Annotated in this window: 20 protein-coding genes; 10 read left to right on the top strand and 10 right to left on the bottom strand. The window is 50.0% G+C overall.

What is annotated here, in order from left to right; all coding sequences use genetic code 11:
- The first annotated feature begins 8 nt into the window (after window positions 1–8).
- The 7 genes from KDM89_RS13050 (at window position 9) to purL (ending at window position 10,428) form a co-directional block, all read left to right on the top strand.
- Window positions 9–896, top strand: a complete 888-nt coding sequence (locus KDM89_RS13050; RefSeq protein WP_212688352.1) for a CheR family methyltransferase — start codon at window positions 9–11, stop codon at window positions 894–896.
- Window positions 893–1,501 (top strand): chemoreceptor glutamine deamidase CheD, encoded by a 609-nt coding sequence (cheD, locus tag KDM89_RS13055; protein ID WP_212688353.1) that lies wholly within the window; start codon window positions 893–895, stop codon window positions 1,499–1,501. The genes KDM89_RS13050 and cheD overlap by 4 nt, the downstream gene beginning before the upstream one ends.
- Before the next feature lie 27 nt (window positions 1,502–1,528).
- The gene (locus KDM89_RS13060; protein WP_212688354.1) at window positions 1,529–2,605 is read left to right on the top strand and encodes a protein-glutamate methylesterase/protein-glutamine glutaminase; all 1,077 of its coding nucleotides are present in this window, start codon (window positions 1,529–1,531) and stop codon (window positions 2,603–2,605) included.
- A gap of 104 nt (window positions 2,606–2,709) precedes the next feature.
- Window positions 2,710–3,099 carry a chemotaxis response regulator CheY gene (cheY, locus tag KDM89_RS13065; protein ID WP_212688355.1) on the top strand — a complete coding sequence of 130 codons (390 nt, stop codon included), beginning with the start codon at window positions 2,710–2,712 and terminating at the stop codon, window positions 3,097–3,099.
- A 247-nt stretch (window positions 3,100–3,346) separates the two neighbouring features.
- Window positions 3,347–4,564 (top strand): EAL and HDOD domain-containing protein, encoded by a 1,218-nt coding sequence (locus KDM89_RS13070; protein WP_212688356.1) that lies wholly within the window; start codon window positions 3,347–3,349, stop codon window positions 4,562–4,564.
- Between the two features lie 67 nt (window positions 4,565–4,631).
- Window positions 4,632–6,302, top strand: coding sequence for an ArnT family glycosyltransferase (locus tag KDM89_RS13075; protein WP_212688357.1), 1,671 nt, complete (start codon window positions 4,632–4,634; stop codon window positions 6,300–6,302).
- Between the two features lie 136 nt (window positions 6,303–6,438).
- The gene (gene purL / locus KDM89_RS13080; protein ID WP_212688358.1) at window positions 6,439–10,428 is read left to right on the top strand and encodes a phosphoribosylformylglycinamidine synthase; all 3,990 of its coding nucleotides are present in this window, start codon (window positions 6,439–6,441) and stop codon (window positions 10,426–10,428) included.
- A 572-nt stretch (window positions 10,429–11,000) separates the two neighbouring features.
- Here purL and KDM89_RS13085 read toward each other — a convergent pair.
- The 8 genes from KDM89_RS13085 to KDM89_RS13120 all read right to left on the bottom strand — a co-directional run bounded on the left by KDM89_RS13085 (window position 11,001) and on the right by KDM89_RS13120 (window position 18,106).
- On the bottom strand, window positions 11,001–11,783 hold the full coding sequence (locus KDM89_RS13085; protein ID WP_212688359.1) for a peptidylprolyl isomerase: 783 nt from the start codon (window positions 11,781–11,783) through the stop codon (window positions 11,001–11,003).
- Between the two features lie 41 nt (window positions 11,784–11,824).
- Window positions 11,825–12,106 carry a BolA family protein gene (locus tag KDM89_RS13090; RefSeq protein ID WP_212688360.1) on the bottom strand — a complete coding sequence of 94 codons (282 nt, stop codon included), beginning with the start codon at window positions 12,104–12,106 and terminating at the stop codon, window positions 11,825–11,827.
- The gene (locus KDM89_RS13095) at window positions 12,084–12,716 is read right to left on the bottom strand and encodes a septation protein A (RefSeq protein ID WP_212688361.1); all 633 of its coding nucleotides are present in this window, start codon (window positions 12,714–12,716) and stop codon (window positions 12,084–12,086) included. The genes KDM89_RS13090 and KDM89_RS13095 overlap by 23 nt, the downstream gene beginning before the upstream one ends.
- 15 nt (window positions 12,717–12,731) lie before the next feature.
- Window positions 12,732–13,124: a peptide-methionine (R)-S-oxide reductase MsrB gene (msrB, locus tag KDM89_RS13100; RefSeq protein ID WP_212688362.1), complete on the bottom strand. Its 393-nt coding sequence runs from the start codon at window positions 13,122–13,124 to the stop codon at window positions 12,732–12,734.
- Window positions 13,125–13,137: 13 nt separating this feature from the next.
- The gene (locus KDM89_RS13105) at window positions 13,138–14,622 is read right to left on the bottom strand and encodes a protein adenylyltransferase SelO (protein ID WP_212688363.1); all 1,485 of its coding nucleotides are present in this window, start codon (window positions 14,620–14,622) and stop codon (window positions 13,138–13,140) included.
- A 144-nt stretch (window positions 14,623–14,766) separates the two neighbouring features.
- Entirely contained in the window at window positions 14,767–16,653 is a 1,887-nt protein-coding gene (locus KDM89_RS13110; protein ID WP_212688364.1) for a chemotaxis protein CheA, read from the bottom strand.
- Entirely contained in the window at window positions 16,653–17,408 is a 756-nt protein-coding gene (locus KDM89_RS13115) for a protein phosphatase CheZ (protein WP_212688365.1), read from the bottom strand. Before KDM89_RS13115 ends, KDM89_RS13110 begins: the two co-directional genes overlap by 1 nt.
- Before the next feature lie 239 nt (window positions 17,409–17,647).
- Entirely contained in the window at window positions 17,648–18,106 is a 459-nt protein-coding gene (locus KDM89_RS13120) for a putative toxin-antitoxin system toxin component, PIN family (RefSeq protein ID WP_230427850.1), read from the bottom strand.
- 21 nt (window positions 18,107–18,127) lie between these two features.
- Between KDM89_RS13120 and yaaA the strand changes: the two genes are divergently transcribed.
- Entirely contained in the window at window positions 18,128–18,904 is a 777-nt protein-coding gene (gene yaaA / locus KDM89_RS13125) for a peroxide stress protein YaaA (protein ID WP_212688366.1), read from the top strand.
- A gap of 361 nt (window positions 18,905–19,265) precedes the next feature.
- On the opposite strand, the gene KDM89_RS13130 is transcribed toward yaaA, so the two are convergent.
- Window positions 19,266–20,069: an outer membrane protein assembly factor BamD gene (locus KDM89_RS13130; RefSeq protein ID WP_212688367.1), complete on the bottom strand. Its 804-nt coding sequence runs from the start codon at window positions 20,067–20,069 to the stop codon at window positions 19,266–19,268.
- Window positions 20,070–20,112: 43 nt separating this feature from the next.
- Here KDM89_RS13130 and KDM89_RS13135 point away from each other — a divergent pair, with 43 nt between their 5' ends.
- Both KDM89_RS13135 and pgeF read left to right on the top strand, forming a co-directional pair.
- Window positions 20,113–21,153: an RluA family pseudouridine synthase gene (locus KDM89_RS13135; protein WP_212688368.1), complete on the top strand. Its 1,041-nt coding sequence runs from the start codon at window positions 20,113–20,115 to the stop codon at window positions 21,151–21,153.
- The gene (pgeF, locus tag KDM89_RS13140; RefSeq protein WP_230427851.1) at window positions 21,153–21,935 is read left to right on the top strand and encodes a peptidoglycan editing factor PgeF; all 783 of its coding nucleotides are present in this window, start codon (window positions 21,153–21,155) and stop codon (window positions 21,933–21,935) included. Before KDM89_RS13135 ends, pgeF begins: the two co-directional genes overlap by 1 nt.
- Here the strand turns inward: pgeF and KDM89_RS13145 are convergent.
- A complete protein-coding gene (locus tag KDM89_RS13145; protein ID WP_329604670.1) occupies window positions 21,910–22,125 on the bottom strand; it encodes a hypothetical protein in 216 nt (71 codons plus the stop codon). The genes pgeF and KDM89_RS13145 overlap by 26 nt on opposite strands.
- Window positions 22,126–22,141: the final 16 nt, after the last annotated feature.

Genomic DNA, 22,141 nt, shown 5'->3' on the forward strand with positions numbered 1-22,141 from the left:
AACTGCATATGAGAGATATTACAAAATCTGAAACATCGAAAGAGTTTCAGTTCAGTCATCGCGATTTTGAACGTGTGCGCGGATTAATTTATAAGCGTGCCGGCATTTCTTTGGCTGATAGCAAAGAGGAAATGGTCTACAGCCGGCTTGCCCGCCGCTTGCGCGCAACTGGAATTGGTGCATTTTCTGATTATCTCGATTGGTTGGAAGGTGATCTTGAGAACGCAGAGTGGGAATCATTTACGAATGCATTGACAACTAATCTGACATCATTTTTTCGTGAGGAGCATCATTTTCCGATTCTCGCAGAGCACGTTATGAAGTGCGAGCGACCAGTTAATATTTGGTGTTCAGCGAGCTCAACTGGTGAAGAGCCCTATTCAATTGCGATGACGCTTTGTGAAGCATTTGGAACATTACGTCCACCTGCACAAATTATCGCGACAGATATTGATACAAACGTCTTGAATACCGCAGCACGCGGCGTCTATGGTGTTGATCGAATAGAGAAATTATCTCCAGAGAGAGTTCGGAAATTCTTCTTGCGAGGAAAAGGTGCGCAGGATGGATATGTTAAGGTTAGACAGGAATTGCGTGACTTAATTACTTTTAAGCAACTGAATTTACTTGCTGACAGTTGGCCAATATCAGGTGAGTTTGATGCTGTCTTTTGTCGCAATGTTATGATTTATTTCGATAAGCCAACTCAAGGTAAAATTCTCAGAAAATTTGTTCCTCTAATGAAGCAAGATGCTTTGTTGTTTGCTGGGCATTCTGAGAATTTTTTGTATGTTTCTGACGAATTCCGATTAAAAGGAAAAACAGTCTACGAGCTCGCAAATGCTCCTTCACGTGGAAGAGCAGGGTCAGGTCAATTTCACAGAGGTAGCGTATGAGTCAATTAAGCGAAGAACATTTCGCCACGAATGTCTACTTTGACAGGGTCTTCGACTGCGATGCAGCGAAAATCTTGCCGGGGGAATTTTATTTCACCAATAAGGACATGCTGATTGTTACGGTTCTGGGTTCCTGTGTTTCTGCTTGCATTCGCGATCGTGTCAGTGGTGTAGGTGGAATGAATCACTTTATGTTGCCGGACAGTGGTGGGGACGCCGATAATCCTGTGTCAGCCTCAATGCGTTATGGTACATATGCGATGGAAGTACTTATTAATGAATTGTTAAAGGCTGGTGCGCGACGAGAAAATCTCGAGGCAAAAGTTTTTGGAGGTGGAAACGTATTGCGCGGCTTTACTGCTATTAATGTTGGTGAGCGTAATGCTAAGTTTGTTCTTGACTACCTGAAGGCAGAGCGAATGAAGGTTGTCGCAGAAGATTTAAATGACATCTATCCGCGCAAGGTGTATTTTTTTCCTCGAACAGGTAAAGTGCTGGTAAAAAAGCTGAAAGTTGAGCACAACGATACGCTCCGTAAACGTGAGCAGGATTACGCGAGTCGTCTGAAAACGACATCTGTCGGCGGTGAAGTGGATTTGTTCTGACCCGTATTTGCGGTATAGAGAATTTCGATGAAGATTAAAGTTTTAATTGTTGATGATTCCGCACTGATTCGCAGTGTCATGTCTGAGATTATTGGAAGTCAACCAGACATGGAAGTGGTTGGCGTTGCACCGGATCCAATCGTTGCCAGAGAATTGATTAAGCAAACTAATCCTGATGTACTGACGCTCGATGTTGAGATGCCTCGCATGGACGGATTGGATTTCCTTGAGAAGCTGATGCGTTTGCGACCGATGCCAGTTGTTATGGTTTCTTCCCTGACCGAGCGCGGATCAGAAATCACAATGCGTGCGTTGGAACTTGGTGCTGTTGATTTTGTAACAAAGCCAAAGCTCTCTATTCAGAGTGGTATGCGCGAGTATGCTGAAATGATCGCGGATAAAATTCGTATCGCGTCAAAAGTTCGAATTCGGCCGAGAACGATACAGCATTCGGAGGTAAAGCCAAGCGGCGATTCAGCGTTGCCATTGATACGTAATCCGCTTACAAGTAGTGAAAAGCTGATTATTATTGGAGCGTCGACCGGAGGTACAGAGGCAATCAAGAGTTTTCTGATGCAAATGCCGTCCGATTGTCCTGGTATCCTAATTACACAGCATATGCCTGAAGGATTTACCCGATCGTTTGCTAAGCGACTGGACGGCCTTTGCAAAATTGCTGTCTCTGAGGCAGTTGGTGGTGAGCGTGTCTTACCCGGTCATGCATATATTGCTCCGGGCCACTCTCATTTATTACTGGCTCGTAGCGGTGCGAACTATGTGACAAAACTAGACGACGGGGAGCCTGTTAATCGGCATCGTCCATCGGTTGATGTTTTGTTCAGATCGGCTGCGGCTTCTGCTGGTAAAAATGCTGTTGGTGTTATTTTGACTGGTATGGGGAAAGATGGTGCACAGGGTATGCTCGAAATGAAGAATGCCGGTGCGTATAATTTTGCTCAAGATGAGGCAAGTTGTGTTGTCTTTGGTATGCCACGTGAAGCAATCGCCGTTGGCGCTTCGCATGAAGTTGCTTCACTGAATGAATTGCCAGCGAAAGTGCTGCAATATCTTGCCACGCAAGGGGGAAGAGCGCTCAGGGTCTGATTTTTTTGCAACCATGCTATGCTTAAGCGTAAATTGAACACCTTTCTTCGGGCTTTTGTCCGATAATACTAATAACTATCCCTAAAGAAATATTGGAGTAATTCATGGCCGATCAAAATCTGAAATTTCTCGTTGTCGACGATTTTTCCACAATGCGTCGAATTGTCAGGAATTTGCTCAAAGAATTAGGGTATTCCAATGTAGACGAAGCTGAGGACGGGGCAATGGGCCTTGCAAAGCTTAAAAACGGAGACTTTGATTTTGTTATCTCTGATTGGAATATGCCGAACATGGACGGTTTGACCATGTTGCAACACATTCGAGCAGATCCAGCATTATCTAAATTGCCAGTGCTTATGGTGACGGCAGAAGCGAAAAAAGAAAACATTATTGCTGCAGCGCAAGCTGGTGCTAACGGATATGTCGTCAAGCCTTTTACGGCCGCAACACTGGATGAAAAGCTCACCAAAATTTTTGAAAAAATGGGGAAATAAGCTGCGGTATTGCGGTAATCCAGAAGTAGACAGTAGTGCCTCAGTGTTAGTCGTAAGACTGTGCTCAGGCGCTATTTTTTTATCTCGGCGGTTTGCATAAAAGTCACATCAATTGTGAAATATCCTCGTTTTTGTTACGGAAACCATTTTCCCGGTTACAACTGTACTGAAGATAGTGTTGTGGCGGTATAGTGAATGCTTTACCAAGCTTAGTTTTACAGAGTGCGCTGATTACTGGCGAAATAATATGATCGATACTCATTTCATTACACGCGAACCTTTACTGGATCCCAAGCAAAAAGTTTCAGGCTTTCAATTTTCGTGGCAACGAGCTGATGAGCAAGTGGATGCAACCAAGGACGAGCTGGATGCATTATTGCAGTTTGTCGCAGGCCATCTGAATGACGATGAGAAAGGCTTTCTTTTGGGTGAGAGCCAGTTATTTTTTGAGGCAGTTCCGGAATTGCTGGCTGTTGATGCGTTAAATTTATTTCCGGCAAAAAATACGGTGCTGATTCTTCACAAAAAGCATTTTGCTAACCCTGCCGTGGTGGAATCAGTGCAAGCTTTGCGCGCACGCGGATTCGGAATTTGTCTTCGAGGAGCAGAAGTAACAACACTTGAACGCGCATTTTTTTCACTTGCCTCACACATTGAAGTCAAATTCAGCGCCGCAAATTTTGCATCTCAGGCGAAAGTATATGCGGCTCTGAAGCAGAGTCCGGTACGTATGGTTGCCCGGCAGGTTGGTTCCTGGCAGGATTTCGAGGCGTGCTCTGCCTTGGGACTTCACAGTTTTGTCGGTAAATTGCATTTGACGCCGCGTCCCGGAACCGTTGTGAAGTCGCTCAATCCGGCGCAAACAACGATTTTGCAATTAATGGAAATGGTTCGTAAGAATGCTGACGTCAATCAGTTGGAGTTGGTAGTAAAGCGTGATGCTACGCTGGCATACAAACTGCTGCGCTACATTAACTCTGCAGGCTTTGGTCTGCGCTCTGAAGTTCAGTCGCTGAAACATGCCGTTCAGATGCTGGGCTATAGTCCTTTGTATCGTTGGCTGACGGTGTTATTGGCTACGGCGAGTACCAGTGGTTTCTCCCCGGTATTGCTGGAGACAGCAATTATCAGGGGGCGATTTGCGGAATTGCTCGGACAGATGAAAATGTCAAAAGCAGAAGCAGAAAATTTATTTGTGACCGGTATGTTTTCCTTGCTGGATCGCTTAATTGGCTTGCCAATGGATGAAATTCTTGCTTCAATTCAGCTGCCCGACGTTGTTACTGAGGCACTGCTGAGCCGGTCAGGTGTCTACGGGCCTTTCCTCGCACTGGCAGAAGCGTGCGAACTGAATAGCATGCTGGTAGGATCACTGGCAGAAACGCTTAAAATTTCTGCTGAAGATCTGAACGCTGCGCATTTATCTGCTTTAGTCTGGTCGAAAAATGTGGTGACCGCTGGCTAAGTCCGGTTTTTGAATAACAGAGCGGCAAGCATTTTTGCTTGCCGTTTTTTTTGAATAGAAGGTCGATGTGATTTCGCAAGACAAGCCCGGTTTTTTGCCGGACCTGCCGCAATGGTTTATCTGGATATGTGCGATTCTGATCGTAACTTTTCAGTTGGGCGGATATCCGGTACTGAATAATAATGAAGGTTTGTACGCGGAGATACCGCGCGAAATGCTTGCATCCGGAAATTGGCAAGGATGGGTAATTCCGCATCTAAACGGTTTAGCTTATATGGAAAAGCCACCACTGCTATATTGGCTGACGGCTATTTGCATGGCTCTGTTCGGAGAATCTGAAACAGTCATTCGCCTGGTTCCTGCTGTTTCGGCGCTGGCTTGTGTGGGATTGCTGCAATGGTTTGGCCGCCAATTGCAAAGAGAGGCTGCAGCAAAACTTGCAGCGTTAATGTTCATCAGCGGGCTTGGCGTCATGTTGATGAGTCGTTCCCTGATGTTTGACATGCTCCTGACAGCATGTTTGCTTGGCGCTGCTATGAATGCCTGGCTTTTTCATGAGCGACAGGAGTTACGCTATGGCTGCAGGAGTTTGGTATTTCTCGCGTTGGCGATACTTGCCAAAGGATTTGTAGCCACTATTTTATTCACTGCAATCGGTGGTGGTTATCTGGCGTTGAAAACCAGATCTGTGTCAGGCATGTTTTCCGCACTGGGTATGTGGCTGCGTTGGCAGCCATGGGCTTTGTTTCTTTTGGTTGTGTTGCCCTGGCATATTGCTGCTATGTTTGCGGAGCCGATTTTCGCCTGGTTTTATTTTATTAATGAACACATTCTGCGCTTCATGGGTAAGCGGGAACCACACGATTATTATGCTGGTGCATGGTGGTATTACTTGCCTCGCATGGCGATTTTTCTCTTTCCGTGGGCACTGATATTGCCCGTGCTGTTAAGGATTAAGCGCGTTATGCCAACGGTTCCGGCGCTACATGCTTTGTTAGCAGCCGGATGGATTATGCCGCTGTTATTTTTCTCTGTATCCAGTGCAAAAGCGAATTACTACCTCGTTACGGTCATGCCTTTGCTTGCGTTGCAAATTGCTTGCTGGTTGGAAGAGACGGGTGGTATGAAGCGCTACGGTGGAATCGTGCTTGGCGGAATTTGTGCTCTTCTGGCATCGCTCTTGTTCTTTGCTGCGGGTAAACAAGGGGGCTCTGAGCAACTCGCTTTGGGAATGACGGCGACAAATCTGATGCAGTTATTTGCTTGTGTCTTCCTGATGATCGCGGGTGGTGTTGTCTGGATGGCGTACAAAAGACCTTCATGGGCGATGCTCCCGTTACTCATTGTGCCTTTCGTGACTATACCGGTACTTGTAGACGGGGCGAATTCTAAGAGCGCAGAAATTTCCACCCGTGATCTGGTCGACTATAGCAAAGTGCATTTTGCTGATCGTGAACTGATGTTGTACCGCGTATTTGAACAACAATCTTCTTTACCGTTTTATCTTAAGCGACCTGTGCGTGTGGTGGATTCACGCAGCAGCGATCTCTACTGGGGAAATAAGCTGCATAAAAACACGATTGTCATTGATGATCAGAAATTCGTTCAGGTCTTAAAAAATGAAAAACTGGCTTTAATTGTACTGGACGAAGATCAGGCGGATTTCGATCAAAAGCCATACGCGGCGGGGATGAAACGCATTGCGAGGTTAGGTAAGGCCAACGTATTTTCGAACTAAACTCGGAAATTTCAGGTAATTTGCATAGTTCGGTTCTGGAGGGAAGGGGGCTCAACGCGGTATAATGACGTTTTTCCATCCAACCAGCGGCTCGCTTTTGTAGGTTGAGGGTGACCGCCTCTATGACATCTCTGCCATGTTGATTTTGCCTGGCTCTAATGCCTTATCTGCTTTTCGTACAAACAGCCTCCTTAGCAGGCTTCAGCAGCTTGATGCCAGTATTGTTGGCGTAACTGCGCGATACCAGCACTTTATTGATGCCGCCTCTGAACTGAGCCCCGATGACGTTTCGCGTCTCGGGGCTTTGTTGACTTATGGAGAGCCGTTTTCCGGCGAATCCGGCGGCGAAGTTTTCGTTGTCACGCCACGCGTTGGTACGATTTCTCCGTGGGCCAGTAAAGCGACGGATATCGTTCACAACTGCGGTATGCAGCATATTCGCCGCGTGGAACGCGGTATCAGTTTCTATGTTCAGCTGAAATCCGGTCTGTTCAGTAAGAACCGTTCGCTGGACGCTGAATTACGCGCACAGGTTGCAGCCTTGTTACATGACCGCATGACCGAAACCGTACTGAATGATTTGCAAGAAGCCGGCGCCTTATTTGCTGAGCTGGAAGCCAAACCATTGGAATTCGTTGATGTACTTGGCGGCGGTCGCGAAGCGCTGGTATCGGCGAATATCACACTCGGTCTGGCAATGTCGGATGATGAAATCGATTATCTGACCGATGCATTTACGAAAGCTGGTCGCAATCCGACTGATGTTGAGTTGATGATGTTTGCACAGGCAAACAGTGAGCACTGCCGCCATAAAATCTTTAATGCGGACTGGATCGTTGACGGAGAACAGCAGGATAAATCCCTGTTCCAGATGATCAAAAACACGCATCAGTTGCACCCGCAAGGCACTATCGTGGCTTATGCCGATAATGCCTCGATTATCGAAGGTGCGGAAGTGACACGCTTCTACCCGAAAAATCAGGTGTATCAGGGCAGTCAGGAACTGACACACATCCTGATGAAAGTGGAAACCCATAATCATCCGACGGCGATTTCTCCGTTCCCTGGTGCATCTACCGGTAACGGTGGCGAAATTCGCGACGAAGGTGCTACCGGTCGTGGTGCTAAGCCAAAAGCGGGTTTGTCAGGATTCAGTGTTTCCAATCTCCAGATTCCGGGTGCTGTTCAGCCTTGGGAAAATGCCAGTGATGCCAACACCGGTGCGCAGGACCATGCAAGCTACGGCAAGCCGGACCGCATTGCATCCGCATTGCAAATCATGATTGATGGCCCGATTGGCGGCGCAGCATTTAACAATGAATTCGGCCGTCCTAACCTGACTGGCTATTTCCGTACTTACGAACAAAAGGTAAATGGCAAAGTCTACGGCTATCACAAGCCGATCATGATTGCAGGTGGCGTTGGCAACATTTCTGATAAACACACCAAGAAAAATGAGCTACCGGTTGGCTCTTTGCTGATTCAGCTGAGTGGTCCGGGCATGCGTATTGGTATGGGTGGTGGTGCTGCTTCATCCATGGCAACCGGTACTAATACTGCAGATCTGGATTTTGATTCTGTGCAGCGTGGCAATCCGGAAATGGAACGCCGTGCACAGGAAGTGATTAACTCCTGCTGGCAGCTGGGTGACGATAATCCTATTCTGTCTATCCATGACGTCGGTGCAGGTGGTTTGTCGAATGCCTTCCCTGAGATCACCAACGATGCGAAACGTGGTGCGATTTTCGATCTGCGCAAAGTTCCTCTGGAAGAGTCCGGTCTGGCACCGAAAGAAATCTGGAGTAATGAATCGCAGGAGCGTTACGTACTGGCGATTGCTCCTGAAAGTCTGCCATTGTTCCAGTCGTTCTGCGAACGTGAACGCTGCCCGTTTGCTGTCGTCGGTACAGCGACCGAAGAGCGTCAGCTGAAAGTCATTGATCCGCTGCATGACAATTTGCCAGTGGATATGCCAATGGATGTTCTGCTGGGCAAACCGCCAAAAATGCTGCGCGATGTGAAGCGTGAAAGCCAGGAACTGGCGGACATGGATCTGACTGGTATCGAGTTGAAAACAGCCGCAGAGCGCGTGCTGAGCCTGCCGGCAGTCGCAGATAAATCTTTCCTGATCACCATTGGTGACCGTACCGTTGGTGGTACGACTGTGCGTGACCAGATGGTTGGTCCGTGGCAGGTGCCGGTTGCAGACTGCGCGATCACTGCGATGAGCTTCGAAGGCTATCGTGGCGAAGCCATGTCGATGGGTGAACGTACGCCGCTGGCGGTGATCAATGCGCCGGCATCCGGTCGTATGGCGATCGGTGAGGCAATTACAAATATTGCTGCGGCGAATATTGCGGAAATTTCCGATATCAAATTGTCCGCAAACTGGATGGCAGCCTGCGGTCAGCCAGGGCAGGACGCAGCATTGTTTGATACCGTGAAAACCGTTGGTATGGAATTATGTCCGGCACTGGGCATCAGTATTCCGGTTGGTAAAGATTCTTTGTCCATGCGCACGACATGGAAAGAAGAGGGCGTCGATAAATCGGTAACAGCACCTGTTTCCCTGATCATTTCTGCGTTTGCGCCGGTGGGAGATATCCGTCGTTCCCTGACGCCGCAACTGCGCCTGGACCAGGGCGATACCAGTCTGATTCTGATTGATCTGGGTCGCGGTAAAAACCGTATGGGCGCATCTGCATTTGCGCAAGTGATGCAAACCATCGGTAACGAAGCACCTGATGTTGACTCTTCAGACGATCTGAAAGGCTTCTTCGCCGCAGTTCAGCAACTGAATCAGGATGACAAGCTGCTGGCTTACCATGATCGTTCTGACGGTGGCTTGTTCACCACGCTGTGCGAGATGGCATTTGCAGGCCGTGCAGGTGTCACGGTCAACCTCGATATCCTGACAATGGAAAACGAGCACGCAACTGATCAGGGCGATGCAAAAAACTGGGCGACGCAGGTTGCTGAACGCCGTAACGATCTGACATTACGCGCACTGTTCAATGAAGAGCTCGGCGCTGTACTGCAGGTACGCACTGAGCAGCGCTCTGAAGTGATGGATGTACTGCGCAGCTTCAATCTCGGCGCATGCAGCCACATCATCGGTAAAGTCGTTGCCGCAGATAAGATTGAGTTCACCCGTGACGTAAAAGTGATTTTCAGTGAAGCGCGTTCTGCGTTGCACCGCATCTGGAGTAACACCAGCTGGCAAATCGCCCGTCTGCGTGACAATCCAGCCTGTGCAGATGCTGAATATGCACGTATTCTCGACGTCAATGATCCGGGCATCACTCCGCACCTGACTTTCGATCCGCAGGAAGATATCGCCGCACCATTCATCGCAACCGGCGCACGTCCGCGTGTTGCCATTCTGCGTGAGCAGGGCGTCAATTCTCACATCGAAACGGCATATGTCATGCATAAGTCCGGCTTTGAAGCAGTGGACGTTCACATGAGCGATCTGATTGCAGGTCGTGCCCGTCTGGAAGACTTCAAAGGTCTGATCGCGGTCGGTGGTTTCTCTTATGGTGACGTACTCGGCGCAGGCGAAGGCTGGGCGAAAACGATACTGTTCAATCAGATGATGGCAGAGCAGTTCTCCGGTTTCTTCCACCGTGACGACACCTTTGGTCTGGGTATCTGTAACGGTTGCCAGATGATGAGCAATCTGAAATCCATCATTCCGGGTGCGGAAGCATGGCCGAAATTCACACGTAATAAATCGGAGCAGTTTGAAGCCCGTTTTGCGACGGTGGAAATTCTGGAATCCCGCTCGGTATTCTTTGATGGCATGCAAGGTACACGTGCTGCGATCGCGGTAGCGCATGGCGAAGGTTTTGCCGACTTCTCTCTGACTGGTCAGCAAAGCGCGGTGCAGGTAGCCGCACGCTTTGTTGATAACTATGGCCAGCCAACGGAAGCCTATCCGTTCAATCCGAACGGCTCACCGGCAGGTATTACCGCCATCACCAATGATGACGGTCGCTTTACCGTGATGATGCCGCATCCGGAACGTGTATTCCGTTCCGTGATTCATTCATGGGCACCGGAGGGCTGGGGTGAAGATTCTCCGTGGATGCGCATGTTCCGTAATGCGCGCAAGTGGGTTGGCTGATCCGGCTACGCTCAGTAAAAAGGCGCTTCGGCGCCTTTTTTCGTTTCTGCAGTGCTACTCTGGGATCGAATGAGCGCAGGGCAAGGCAGTGAAGACGGATTCGCTTTGATTAACTTATGCAGATATCAGCATTTTGTATTTTCTGGCAGCCAGAGTTTCTGCCGACAACCGCCGGATCGCTGTGCTCAACTCCGCATTTGAGGGTTTTTCGGCGCTTTGAGGGCGTTAATGCAAACGGGATGGTTACGTGAGCGTTAACGGTAGTCCGGGGTGGATAGAATGTCAGTAATGATTAATACCAGCTATATTTTGCGAGATGCTGTATCCGGTATTCGCTGTAGTTACAGGCAGGCAGAATACGCAGTAAGCCTGTAGTGTTCCATGGCGCTTCCTGAGCCCGCAAAACAGGCTGAATGCGGTGTTCAGCACAGCGATCTGGCGCTCGTCGGCAGAAAGTCCGGCTCTTCAAAAAATGCCGATGCGGGAATGAGCACAATGCGTCTGCGAAAAATTGGTATGACTGAAAAGCAAAAACCCGGCGCGGGCCGGGTTTTTGTTGAGGAGGGCTGAGATCAGCCAGCGATTTTCGCTTTTTTGAGCAGACCTTCCTGATATTGCTGCACTTTACGCTGTTGCAGACCACGACCCAGCTGGCCTTTGACTTCTTCCAGTGTCGGGAATTTGATCGGACGTGTATCGTCAACTTTGATGATATGGAAACCGCGATCAGATTTGACCGGCGTTTCTGTGAACTGACCTTTTTGCAGGGCAGTGAATGCCTGACCGAATGCTGGTGGCAGACCGGATGGAACAACCCAGTCCAGATCGCCGCCGTTTGCTGCGGAACCGGTATCTTTGGATTGTTTTGCCAGTTCTTCGAATTTAGCGCCGGCTTTCAGTTTAGCGATGATTGCTTTCGCTTCATCTTCTTTGTCTGTCTGAATGTGGGCGATATGGTATTCCTTGTCGCCAGCCTGTGCTTTCATGCGGTCATACTCTTGCTGAATTTCAGCATCGGAAACCGGATTTTTCTTTGCGTAGTCGTACATCAGGGCTTCCATCAGCACTTGCTGACGTGCCAGTTCCAACTGGGATTTGACTTCAGGGATTTTTTCCAGAGTAGCTGCAGATTTCACTGCTTCCTGCAAGACAACTTCCTGAACGATCAGGTCGCGTTTGATCGCTTCACGCAATTGTGGCGAATCTTGTTGACCCTGTGCAGTTGCTTGTTTAACGAAAGCTTCCAGACGGGCAGCAGGAATTGCTTTACCGTTGACGGTTGCGACATTCTGAGCCATTGCAGGTACTGCTGTTGCAAGAAGAACTACCAGCAATTGAGCAGGTTTGAAATTCATTGTCTGTTCCTAAAGGCAAAAACGGATGGTTAATCAAATTATTATTGTGGGATCTCTGACGGAGCCACTGCGGTGATCGCCAGTGCATGGATTTCCGCATGCATCATATCGCCGACAGCATCATACACCAGACGATGGCGTGATAAACGGTTTAATCCCTCAAATTGCGCAGAAACGATGTGGATTTTGTAATGTCCGCCACCGCTGGCCGCCCCTGCATGACCTACATGCAGGGCTGACTCATCCACAATTTGACACGAAACCGGTGCGAATGTGCTTTCGATTTTGTGACGAAGTTTTTCAGTGCGGTTCATGCTGCTCATCTTTCATGTATTTCGACAGGTAAAAACTCTGGGCAATCAGAAACGCCGGCATGATACCAATCACCGAGATCAGTTTGAAATTCGCCCATGCGGAGGTACTGAAATGTTGTGCGACCAGGATATTGGCAACGCCCATGACAACAGAGAAGCCTACCCAGCTGTATAACAGACTGTTCCATACCGGATCAGGTAACTGAATCTGGCTTTCCATTGCAGCGCGGATCAGATTCTTTTTAAACAGCCATTGCCCTGCCAGTAAACCAATGGCGTACGTCCAGTACAGCACAGTCGGCTTCCATTTAATGAAAGTTTCGCTGTGGAAGTAAATAGTTGCGCCACCGAACACCAAGATAATAATGAACGATACCCAAAGTGCCGGCTCCACTTTTTGCCGGCGCACCAGTAAATACAGAATTTGTGCGCAGGATGCCAGCACCGCAACACCCGTCGCCAGCATGACCGGTGCAACTTCTGCTGTAATCGCACCGGCGGCGGAAACAGTGGCGAATAAAGCAGTCACCCATTGCTGGGCGCTGTCTTGATGAGACTCTCCCCATTTAAAAACTGCAAAGAAGAGCAGAACGGGGAAGATGTCGAACAGAATTTTCATGCAGTAGTCTGAGTATTAAATCGGAGTAAAAGTCATCGCCGCCGAATTGATGCAGTAACGCAGGCCGGTCGGTGGCGGACCATCAGGAAATACATGCCCTAAATGAGCGTCGCAGATGTTACACAAAATCTCAGTGCGCGTCATGCCATGTGTGTAATCGGCGCGTTCGCGCACATTGGCCGGATTCAGTGCACGAAAATAGCTGGGCCAGCCGCAGCCTGAGTCAAATTTCGCATCCGAAGCAAACAACGCGGTTCCGCAGCAAACGCAATGATAAATGCCTGTTGCGTGGTGATCCCAGAATTCACCGGTAAATGCACGTTCGGTCGCGGCTTTGCGGGTGACCTGATAGGCCAGCGGGCTCAGTTGTTCCTGCCATTCCTGCTCGGATTTAATCACTTTTTCCATGTTGTTCTCCTGTTTATGATGAGCAACTCACGCATAAATCACCAGCCCAGTCGGGTGGCAGGCTGGCATAAATCTCAGACTCCGGCTGTTCTGCAAACGGTTGCTGCAAAATCCGGTGCAGGCGATCAATTTCACTGAAATCATCCTGCTGCGCTTTTTCAATTGCTATCTGCGCCAGATAGTTGCGCAGTATATATTTAGGATTCGCAGCCAGCATGGCAGCGTTGCGTTCTGAGTCGTTCCTGTTTTCTCTTTGGCAGCGTTCGCGGTAGCGTTGCAGCCAGTCAGGCAGCGCCTGCGCACCGCTGAATAACGCAAATAATTCGTCGTCGTCGGCTGTTTTTTCGATTTTCAGATGCGATAAGGTGCGGAAGCTCAAAGTGAAATCGGCACGATGATCCTGCATCAGCTGGAAAAACTCGTTGAACAGATTCGCATCGTTTTCCTGAACAGTTTCCAGGCCGAATTTGGCACAGCAAAGTTGTTGCCAGTGTTGCTCAAATGCTGATTTGTAATTGTCCAGCGCTTGCTCGGTTGTTTCCACGCTGTTGATCAGCGGCACCAGCGTTTGCCCGAACGCGAACACATTCCACTGTCCGATGGCGGGCTGGTTGCGGTATGAATAGCGCCCCTGATGATCGCTGTGATTACAAATGTGATCGTGGTTGAACGCTTCCATAAAACCGAACGGACCGTAATCCAGCGTCAGTCCGAGTACCGACATATTGTCCGTATTCAGAACACCGTGCATGAAGCCAGATGCCTGCCATTGCGCGACCAGTCGCGCCGTGCGAATGGCAACTTCTCCCAAAAGTTCGGCGTACGGGTTTTCTTCGGACAGGCAGTGCGGATAATACTGTTGCAGTACGAAGTCAGTCAGTTGTTTCAGTTCATCTATCCTGCCCTGATAATAAAAATGTTCAAAGTGCCCGAAGCGGATGAAGCTGGGCGCAACCCGCGTCACAATTGCGGTTGTTTCCGGCTGTTCACGCATCGCGTATTGCTTCGATCCTGAAAGGTGCAGCGCACGTGTAGTGTGAATGCCTAGTCCGTGCATCGCTTCGGAGCACAAATATTCCCTGATCGAAGAGCGAAGCACCGCACGCCCGTCTGCGCGGCGCGAATACGGTGTTTCTCCGGCTCCCTTTAACTGGATTTCCTGTTGCAGGCCATCGTTATCGCGGAGTTCGCCCAGCAACATCGCGCGTCCGTCACCCAGTTGTCCTGCCCAGACGCCAAACTGATGTCCGGAATAAACTGTTGCTACCGGCGTTTGCGTCGCACTGATGCGGTCGCCTGTGAGCTCAGCAATCGCTTTTTCTGAAGAGATCAGAGAATCCGGTATTAGCAGGGATTTTGCCAGCGGTTCGTTCAGTAAGATACGATAGGATTTGCTGAGTGGCGCCGGGGTAACTTCGCTATAAAACGATTTACCCAAAGTCAGAAAGCGCGCACGTTGCAGGGGTAGGGAAGGCAGTTCGTTTGGAGCATCTGGCATAGTCAGGCAATCGGGTTTTTATCATGCGCGTATTGTGACAGAGCTGCTGTTTTTTTGCCGGAGGCTGTGCCGGCAAAAAAATAACCCGTCATTTGACGGGTTATTTTTTTGTGAAAGCAAAATGAGTGACTGAGTGGTAAAAGATCAGGCGCTCATCAGCTCACGTACTCTGCAGCCATCAATCAGGAAAGACAGACTAATGACCAGTACCAGCTCACCTTCGGCAGAGCGCGCAGTACCTGTTACGCCCGGCGTTGTAATGCACGTCAGTGGTTTTATCACCAGATCCGCTGTGCCATCAACAGAATCGACGGACAGGATGTACGGACTTGGCGCTGCAATGACAATGCCAACACGTTCAGAGGCTGGCGAGTATCCAAGAATACGTCCCAGAGATTTAACTGGTAACGGACGTCCGAGATCGCGCAACACAGGCTGACCACCAACGCTCTCAAATTCTTCCGGCAATTCGACAACGCGCTGTACGGTCGCCATCGGTAACGCCAGTGAAGCACCGTCCGTGCGGACAACCATCGTCGGAACAATCGATAATTCGATCGGCAGACGAATCAGGAAAGTCGTCCCTTTGCCGAGCTCGGAGGCGATGCGAATCGCTCCGCGATGGCGCTCAACGGCTGTCTTCACCACGTCCATGCCGACACCGCGTCCGGAGACGCTGGAGGCAACTTCTTTCGTGGAGAAGCCGGGCAGGAAAACGAGCTGGAATGCTTCGTCATCCGTGCGCGCATCATGCGGGTTGATCAGACCTTTGGAAATCGCTTTATCACGCAATTTCTGAGCGTCCATGCCTTTGCCGTCGTCAGAGACTTCAATCATGACGCTGCTGGCTTCCTGCCAGGCTTTCAGAGAAATTGTGGCACGTACTGGTTTGTTGATTTGTGCACGGTCTTCTGCGGATTCGATACCGTGATCCAGCGCATTTCGCAGCATGTGAACCAGTGGATCATACAGGCTGTCAACCACAACGCGGTCCACTTCGGTTTCAGCACCGGAGATGACCAGATCGACATCTTTACCCAGATCACGTGCCAGTTCACGAACCAGACGCGGGAATTTCTGGAACAGACGACCAACCGGTTGCATACGTGTCGCCAGTGTGGCGCGCTGTAGTTCAGTAGAGTAACGCGATGCCCGGGTCAGCGTTTCCGTCAATGCGGACATGATCGGTGCAGCTTGTCCGTCAAATTTGAACTGACTGAGTTTTTCCAGCAGAACAGCAGCCTGATTTGCCGCCTGAACAGACTCGCCTGCCACTTCCAGCAGCGTGTTCAGTTTGACGGCATCAATACGGATACTTTCTTCTTTGGCCGGAGCATTCTGTTTGATCGCAGCGTCAGGCGTTGCCAGCGTTGCTTTAACGGCTTCTGTTTCTTCGCGAATGCTGGCCGGTGCAGGTGCTGCGGCTACAGGTGCTGAAGCAACTGGCTGAGCAATAACGTCAGCGACTTGTTCCGGCAATGTGCCTGGCGGAACGACGGCGCGGTAATAGGCCGTCCAGTCAATCTCGCCATCTTTGTTATTCGCTTCTGCGGAAACAGGTGCCGGTGCAGCAGCGACAGGCGCAATTGCAGCAGGCGCAGCTACCGGTGCTGGTGCGGGGGCAGCGACTGCAGCCGGGGTGGATGAACCACCTTCGATCGCATCGGTCAGCATGCGTTCCAGCGCTGGCGGCATTGTTGATAACTGTTCCGGCGGCGTGCCGTTATTCAGTGCTGCCAGCTGGTCTGCAACAAATCCGCTTGCCTCCAGTGCCGCTTCAATCGCTTCTGGTGTGACTGCTGCTTTGCCTGTGCGAAGCGCATCGAACAGGTTTTCAGTCAGATGGCAGGCAGATACCATCGCAGTCAGGTTCATGAAACCCGCGCCGCCTTTGATGGTGTGGAAGGAGCGAAACACTGCATTCAGTGTATTCATATCCCCGGGATTGCGTTCCAGGGATAACAAGTGCTCTTCTACGTTTGTTGCGAGGTCCAGTGCCTCGACAACAAACTCTCTCAGCATCTCATCCATTAGAAACCCAAGCTCTCAAGAAGGTTGTCAACATCGTCCTGTTCCAGTGCAGCGTTCGGAACAGACGGGCCCTCCATCAGTTCAACTGCTTTGTCTCGCAAATCTGCCGGAGCATTGTCCAGCAGAATCTGCGCCAGTTCGCGTTCAACACGCTTGTTGATGGCAACAACTTTCTTAATCAGCTGCCCGGTCAGATCCTGGAAGTCCTGTGCCATCATGATGTCGAGCAGACGGGCCTTTTCAGCTTCCGTTGCTGCCATGACGACGTTGGCGAACTCTTTAGAATCGCGGGCCAGTGATTTGAATTCTTCGACAGACATTTTTCCAGCGAACAGATCGTCCCAGCGGGTGTCGATTACTTTCGCTTTTTTGGCCAGTGCATCCTGTTCAGGCATACCGAGATCGGTTGCATTCAGAACTTTATTGGCGGCCTGTTCGGTCAGGGTGGCAACGTATTCAAGACGGTCCTGCGCATCGGCAACCTGAATGGCGACATCGGATAAAGACCGGTCGTAGCCCAGTGCACGCATCGAGTCATGCAACATACGCACGACATTGCCGAGGCGATCAAAAATAGGCAGGTTTGCATCATCACTGGTGCCTGAAAGGTCCAGCTTGCCAGCAGGATCTTCTTCCGTTTGCGGGGCTGCGGTACTTTCGGTGCTGGTTGTATCCGGAGCAGCGCTTAATGTTTCCTGGCGCTGGGAGGCCATTTCTTCAAACAGGGCTTCCAGATCATCTGCTGAATCGGTCATCTTATTGGTTCTCCATATCGCTGTGACTTTTGTGCAATTGTTCCACAAGTACCATGGTTTATGTTTCTTTTCGGCAAAAAAGTACGACGACCATCTTACCGCGTATCTGAGGCGGAGACCTGATGCTGAGCAAACCCGCTGCTGCAGCGACGGACTCTGACAACGTCATAGTAGCAGGACTTTGTAGAAGAGTAACCGTAACGCATTAAATTTATCAATGTTTTGCTCAATAGACACAGTCAGGAAGCCGCGCCGTTAAAGCGTTTAATGAAATCTGCCGGTGTCAGTACAGGAAAACGACCTGATTTTTGCAGGCGTTTGTTCAGTTTGAGTAAAGCCTTATCTTTAGAAACCAGGGCGATGGCCTGGCTTCCGGCTGCAACGACGACGAATTTCTGGTCGTCTTTGTCTTTGCATTGCGGCAGTACTGCATTGGCTGCGTCTTCGTCGGGTTCGATCACCTGAATCAGTGCGTCGAAGTGCGCAATGGCCGCATCGGTATCGTTCATATACGCCTTCAGATGCGGATACTTCAGAACTGCCAGCCATTCATTGCGGCACCGGCGTGAGGTAACGGGCTGGAGTTGATGAGCGCTGAGAATGTCCAGAATCGGTGTGACGGCAGGATTCTGAAACAGGAAAAGATCCAGGCAGACATTCGTGTCGAGAACGACGGGCTTCGGTATGATGGCGTCCATGTTTGTTTTGTGAGTCTGTTTATGTTGATTGTTGTTTCGCCTGCAAAGAGCCTGGATTATACAAGTACCATTTCTGAAACCATGATGACAGAACCTGTGCTGATGGATCAGGCGCAGTTACTGATTGATGTACTGAAGCATAAGTCCGTGCAGGAAGTGCGCGAGCTGATGGATATTTCAGAAGATCTGGGTAATCTGAATGTGCAACGGTTTCGTGCGTGGCAGCGTCACCCGGACCCGGCAACGGTGCGTCAGGCGGTGTTCGCTTTTAATGGTGATGTGTATGAAGGACTGGCGGCGGCTTCATTGTCCGCAGATGCGCTGAACTATCTTCAAAACCGGCTGCGGATTTTATCGGGCTTGTACGGCGTGTTGCGTCCGCTGGATGCATTGCAGGCATATCGCCTGGAGATGGGGACGCGACTGGTCACGGATCACGGAAAAAATCTGTACACCTTTTGGGGACAGCAGATTACGGATGTTTTGCGAAACCAGATGAAAGCATTGAAGACGGATACGCTGGTGAATCTGGCTTCCGATGAATACTTTAAATCTGTCAAAGTTCGCGAGCTCGGCGGGCGAGTGATCACGCCACAATTTTATGACTGGAAAAACGGTCAGTACAAAATCATCTCTTTTTACGCTAAACGTGCGCGTGGTCTGATGGCACGTTTTTGTGCCGAACAACGGCTTGCCGATCCTGAGCAAATGAAAGCGTTTGATACGGATGGTTATCAGTATTGTCAGGATGCTTCCGATGCGGATCACTGGGTGTTCAGGCGAAGACTGGGCGAATAAGTGAAAAGGCATGGCTGTCCGGCACTTTTCTGCGATATCGGATGGTCAGTCATTTCGCCTGATGATGATCGGTAAACAGGTGTATTTGTGCAGATATCGTCACTGATGCTTTTCGGAGAGCCGGACTTTGTGCCGACGACAGCGATATGGCTGTGCAGAACACCGCATTTGAGGCATTTTCGGGTGCTGCAGAGGCTTCCGGCGCCGCCGCTCTTAAAATTGCTTGAAATTCTACGCGGACGACGAGGGTTGTCTGCGTTTTGTTGATAATCCGGCGAAGCATAAAAAAACCGCATGCCTGACAGGATGCGGTTTTTTTTGATGAATCAGCACCGGAAACAGATGCTGATGCAGAAGCTGATTACTTCCAGATCTGCCACCAGCTTTTTCCTTGTTTTTTGCCGGAAGCAATTTCACTGTTCGGGAATGTTTTCGTGAATACGCGCTGGGCGTCATCGCGCAATTCCGTCATGCCCATTGCGTCATAGGATTTCACCATAATGAACAATGCTTCTTCAATCGCAGGAGCATCCGGATATTCGGTAATAGCGGTTTTCGCACGGTTTGCTGCTGCCAGATAGGCGCCACGGCGGAAGTAGTAACGTGCAACGTGAACGTCGTACTGTGCCAGTGCATTGACCAGATACTTCATGCGGGACAGGGCATCCGGCGTGTATTTGCTGTCCGGGAACTGTGTGACCAGTTGTTTGAACGCATCGAAAGAATCGCGGGATGCTTTCGGGTCACGTTCAGTAATATCCTGATTGCCGATGAAGTTCAGCAAACCGAGCTGATCATTAAATGTGATCAGGCCACGCAGGTAGTACATATAGTCCAGATTGTCGTGATTCGGGTGCAGCTTGATGAAGCGCTCAACGGCAGCCAGCGCCTGAGCCTGATCACCTTGCTTGTAATAAGAATACGCGGTTTCCATCTGAGCTTGCTGGGCATAAGTGCCAAACGGATAACGTGACTCCAGTTTTTCAAAGTACTGAATCGCTTTCTCGTAAGAGCCTGCCGCCATTTCATCCTTGGCTTCAGCGTATAATCTCGCTGCTGACCAGGTTTTTGTGTCGTCCCCTTTCTCACCGAACGTTCCGCAGCCGCTTAAAGAAACGACAGTGGCACAAGCGAGAACCAGCAATTTCAAAGATTTACCGTGCATAAATATGTGCATGAGCAGAAAAATAAGTTACGGATTATAGCCGATGGCAAACAATGTGAAACCAACTAAAACCCCGATTTTCGCAGAAACTGAAGCAGAACTGGAAAGTGATGCGTTTTTTGAGGATGAAACTACAGAAGTGCAGGATACTGCGCCTGAGCGTATTGAATTCAGACTGAATCCGCAAATGTGCGGCGAGCGTCTCGACAAAGTGATCTCGCGCCTGATGCCTGAATACTCCCGCAGCCGTATCCAGCAATGGATTGATGACGGTTTCGTGACGGTGGATGGCAAACAAGGGAAGGGCAAGCAGGCAGTGCTCGGTCATGAAGTGCTGACGATTGAACCGCAGGCCAGCGTACAGGATCTGGCATTCGAGGCTGAAGATATTCCGCTCGATGTAGTGTATGAAGACGATACGCTGATTGTTATTCATAAACCGGCAGGCATGGTTGTTCATCCTGCTGCCGGTAACTGGACCGGAACGCTGCTGAATGCTTTGCTGCATCGCTGGCCAGCCCTGAAAAACGTGCCTCGTGCCGGTATCGTGCATCGTCTGGATAAAGAAACTTCCGGCCTGATGGTGGTGGCAAAAACGCTGACAGCGCAAACTGATCTGGTACGCCAGTTGCAGGAACGCACTGTATCCCGCGAATACTATGCGCTGGTTTGGGGCGCACCTAACCTGAGTGGCACGATCGATGCACCAATTGCACGCAATCCGCGTGATCGTCTGAAAATGTGTGTATCGCGCAGCATGTTCGCAAAACCAGCGGTGACGCATTTCCGCCGTCTTGCAACCGGTATGCTTGAAAAATTCCCGGTCAGTCTGGTGCTGTGCAAGCTGGAAACCGGTCGTACGCATCAGATTCGTGTTCACATGCAGCATCACGGATTTGCACTGGTTGGCGATCCTTTGTACGGTAAGTCTCATCTGGCACGCTTCTTTCATCGTCAGGCACTGCATGCCAAGCGTCTCGGCCTGATTCATCCTGAAACCGGTGAAGAATGTCTGTGGGAAGTTGATCTCGCTGATGATCTGCAGCAATTGCTGGATCAGGCCAGTCTGGAGTGGTCTGAATAATGACAGAACGCATGCGGCCAGTTGTTTTTGTCGAGGATTGGGATCGTAAGCCTGCGGGTGTTACGGCAGGCTTCACAACCCGCAGCGGTGGTTACAGTCGCGGACCGTTTGCTGCGGCAGACGGTCAGGGTGGTTTGAATCTGGGTGATCATGTTGGTGATGCGGCTGGCGATGTTGAGCAAAACCGGCTTGCATTTTTTCAACAGATTCACAGTGATGTCATATTTTTATCACAAGTGCATGGCATACTTGTTGCTGATGCATCAGAGCTAAAGCGCGATACAAAGGCAGATGCTGTGATTTCTGATCAGCCTGGCAAAGTATGCGCGGTACTGACCGCGGATTGCTTGCCTGTGCTGTTCAGTGATGTTGCAGGAAATGTTGTCGGTGCTGCGCACGCTGGCTGGCGTGGACTGGCGGGTGGTGTGCTCGAAGCAACGGCTAATGCAATGCGGGCGAAAGGTGCCGGCGAGTTAATTGCATGGATGGGGCCGGCTATTGGTCCTGCTTGCTTTGAAGTAGGTCAAGATGTTGTGCAAGTCTTTACGGAATCGGATTCCGAAGCGCATAGTTGTTTTGTTAAGATGCAAAATGGCAAAGAAGGTAAGTATCTGGCAGATATTTATGCGCTTGCAAAACGCAAGCTGCATGCTTGCGGGATAGAGCAGATTTCCGGTGGCGGCATGTGTACCGTAACTGACACGCAAAACTTTTACTCCTACCGGCGCGATCAGCAAACCGGACGCATGGCCAGCTTCATTTATCGCCAGCCTCAGAGTTAGCCGGCGATGCCTGCGTAAGGTTTTGTTGTGGTTTTTGTTGCGTTGCAACTTCAATCTGCCGTTTTTCCCGCTTGCGCTTGCCTGAACGCATCAGGTATAAAAGAATTGTTAAAGGAAAAACACAGTACATGGCAAACGTCATCACGCCGGCCACAACCGAAGTCTCTGTGGCCGACATCAGCAGTGTCACATATATCCACGCAATT

The sequence above is a fragment of the Cognatundibacterium luofuense genome, assembly GCF_018139685.1.
In the GTDB taxonomy this organism is placed as follows: domain Bacteria; phylum Pseudomonadota; class Gammaproteobacteria; order Burkholderiales; family Burkholderiaceae_D; genus Undibacterium; species Undibacterium luofuense.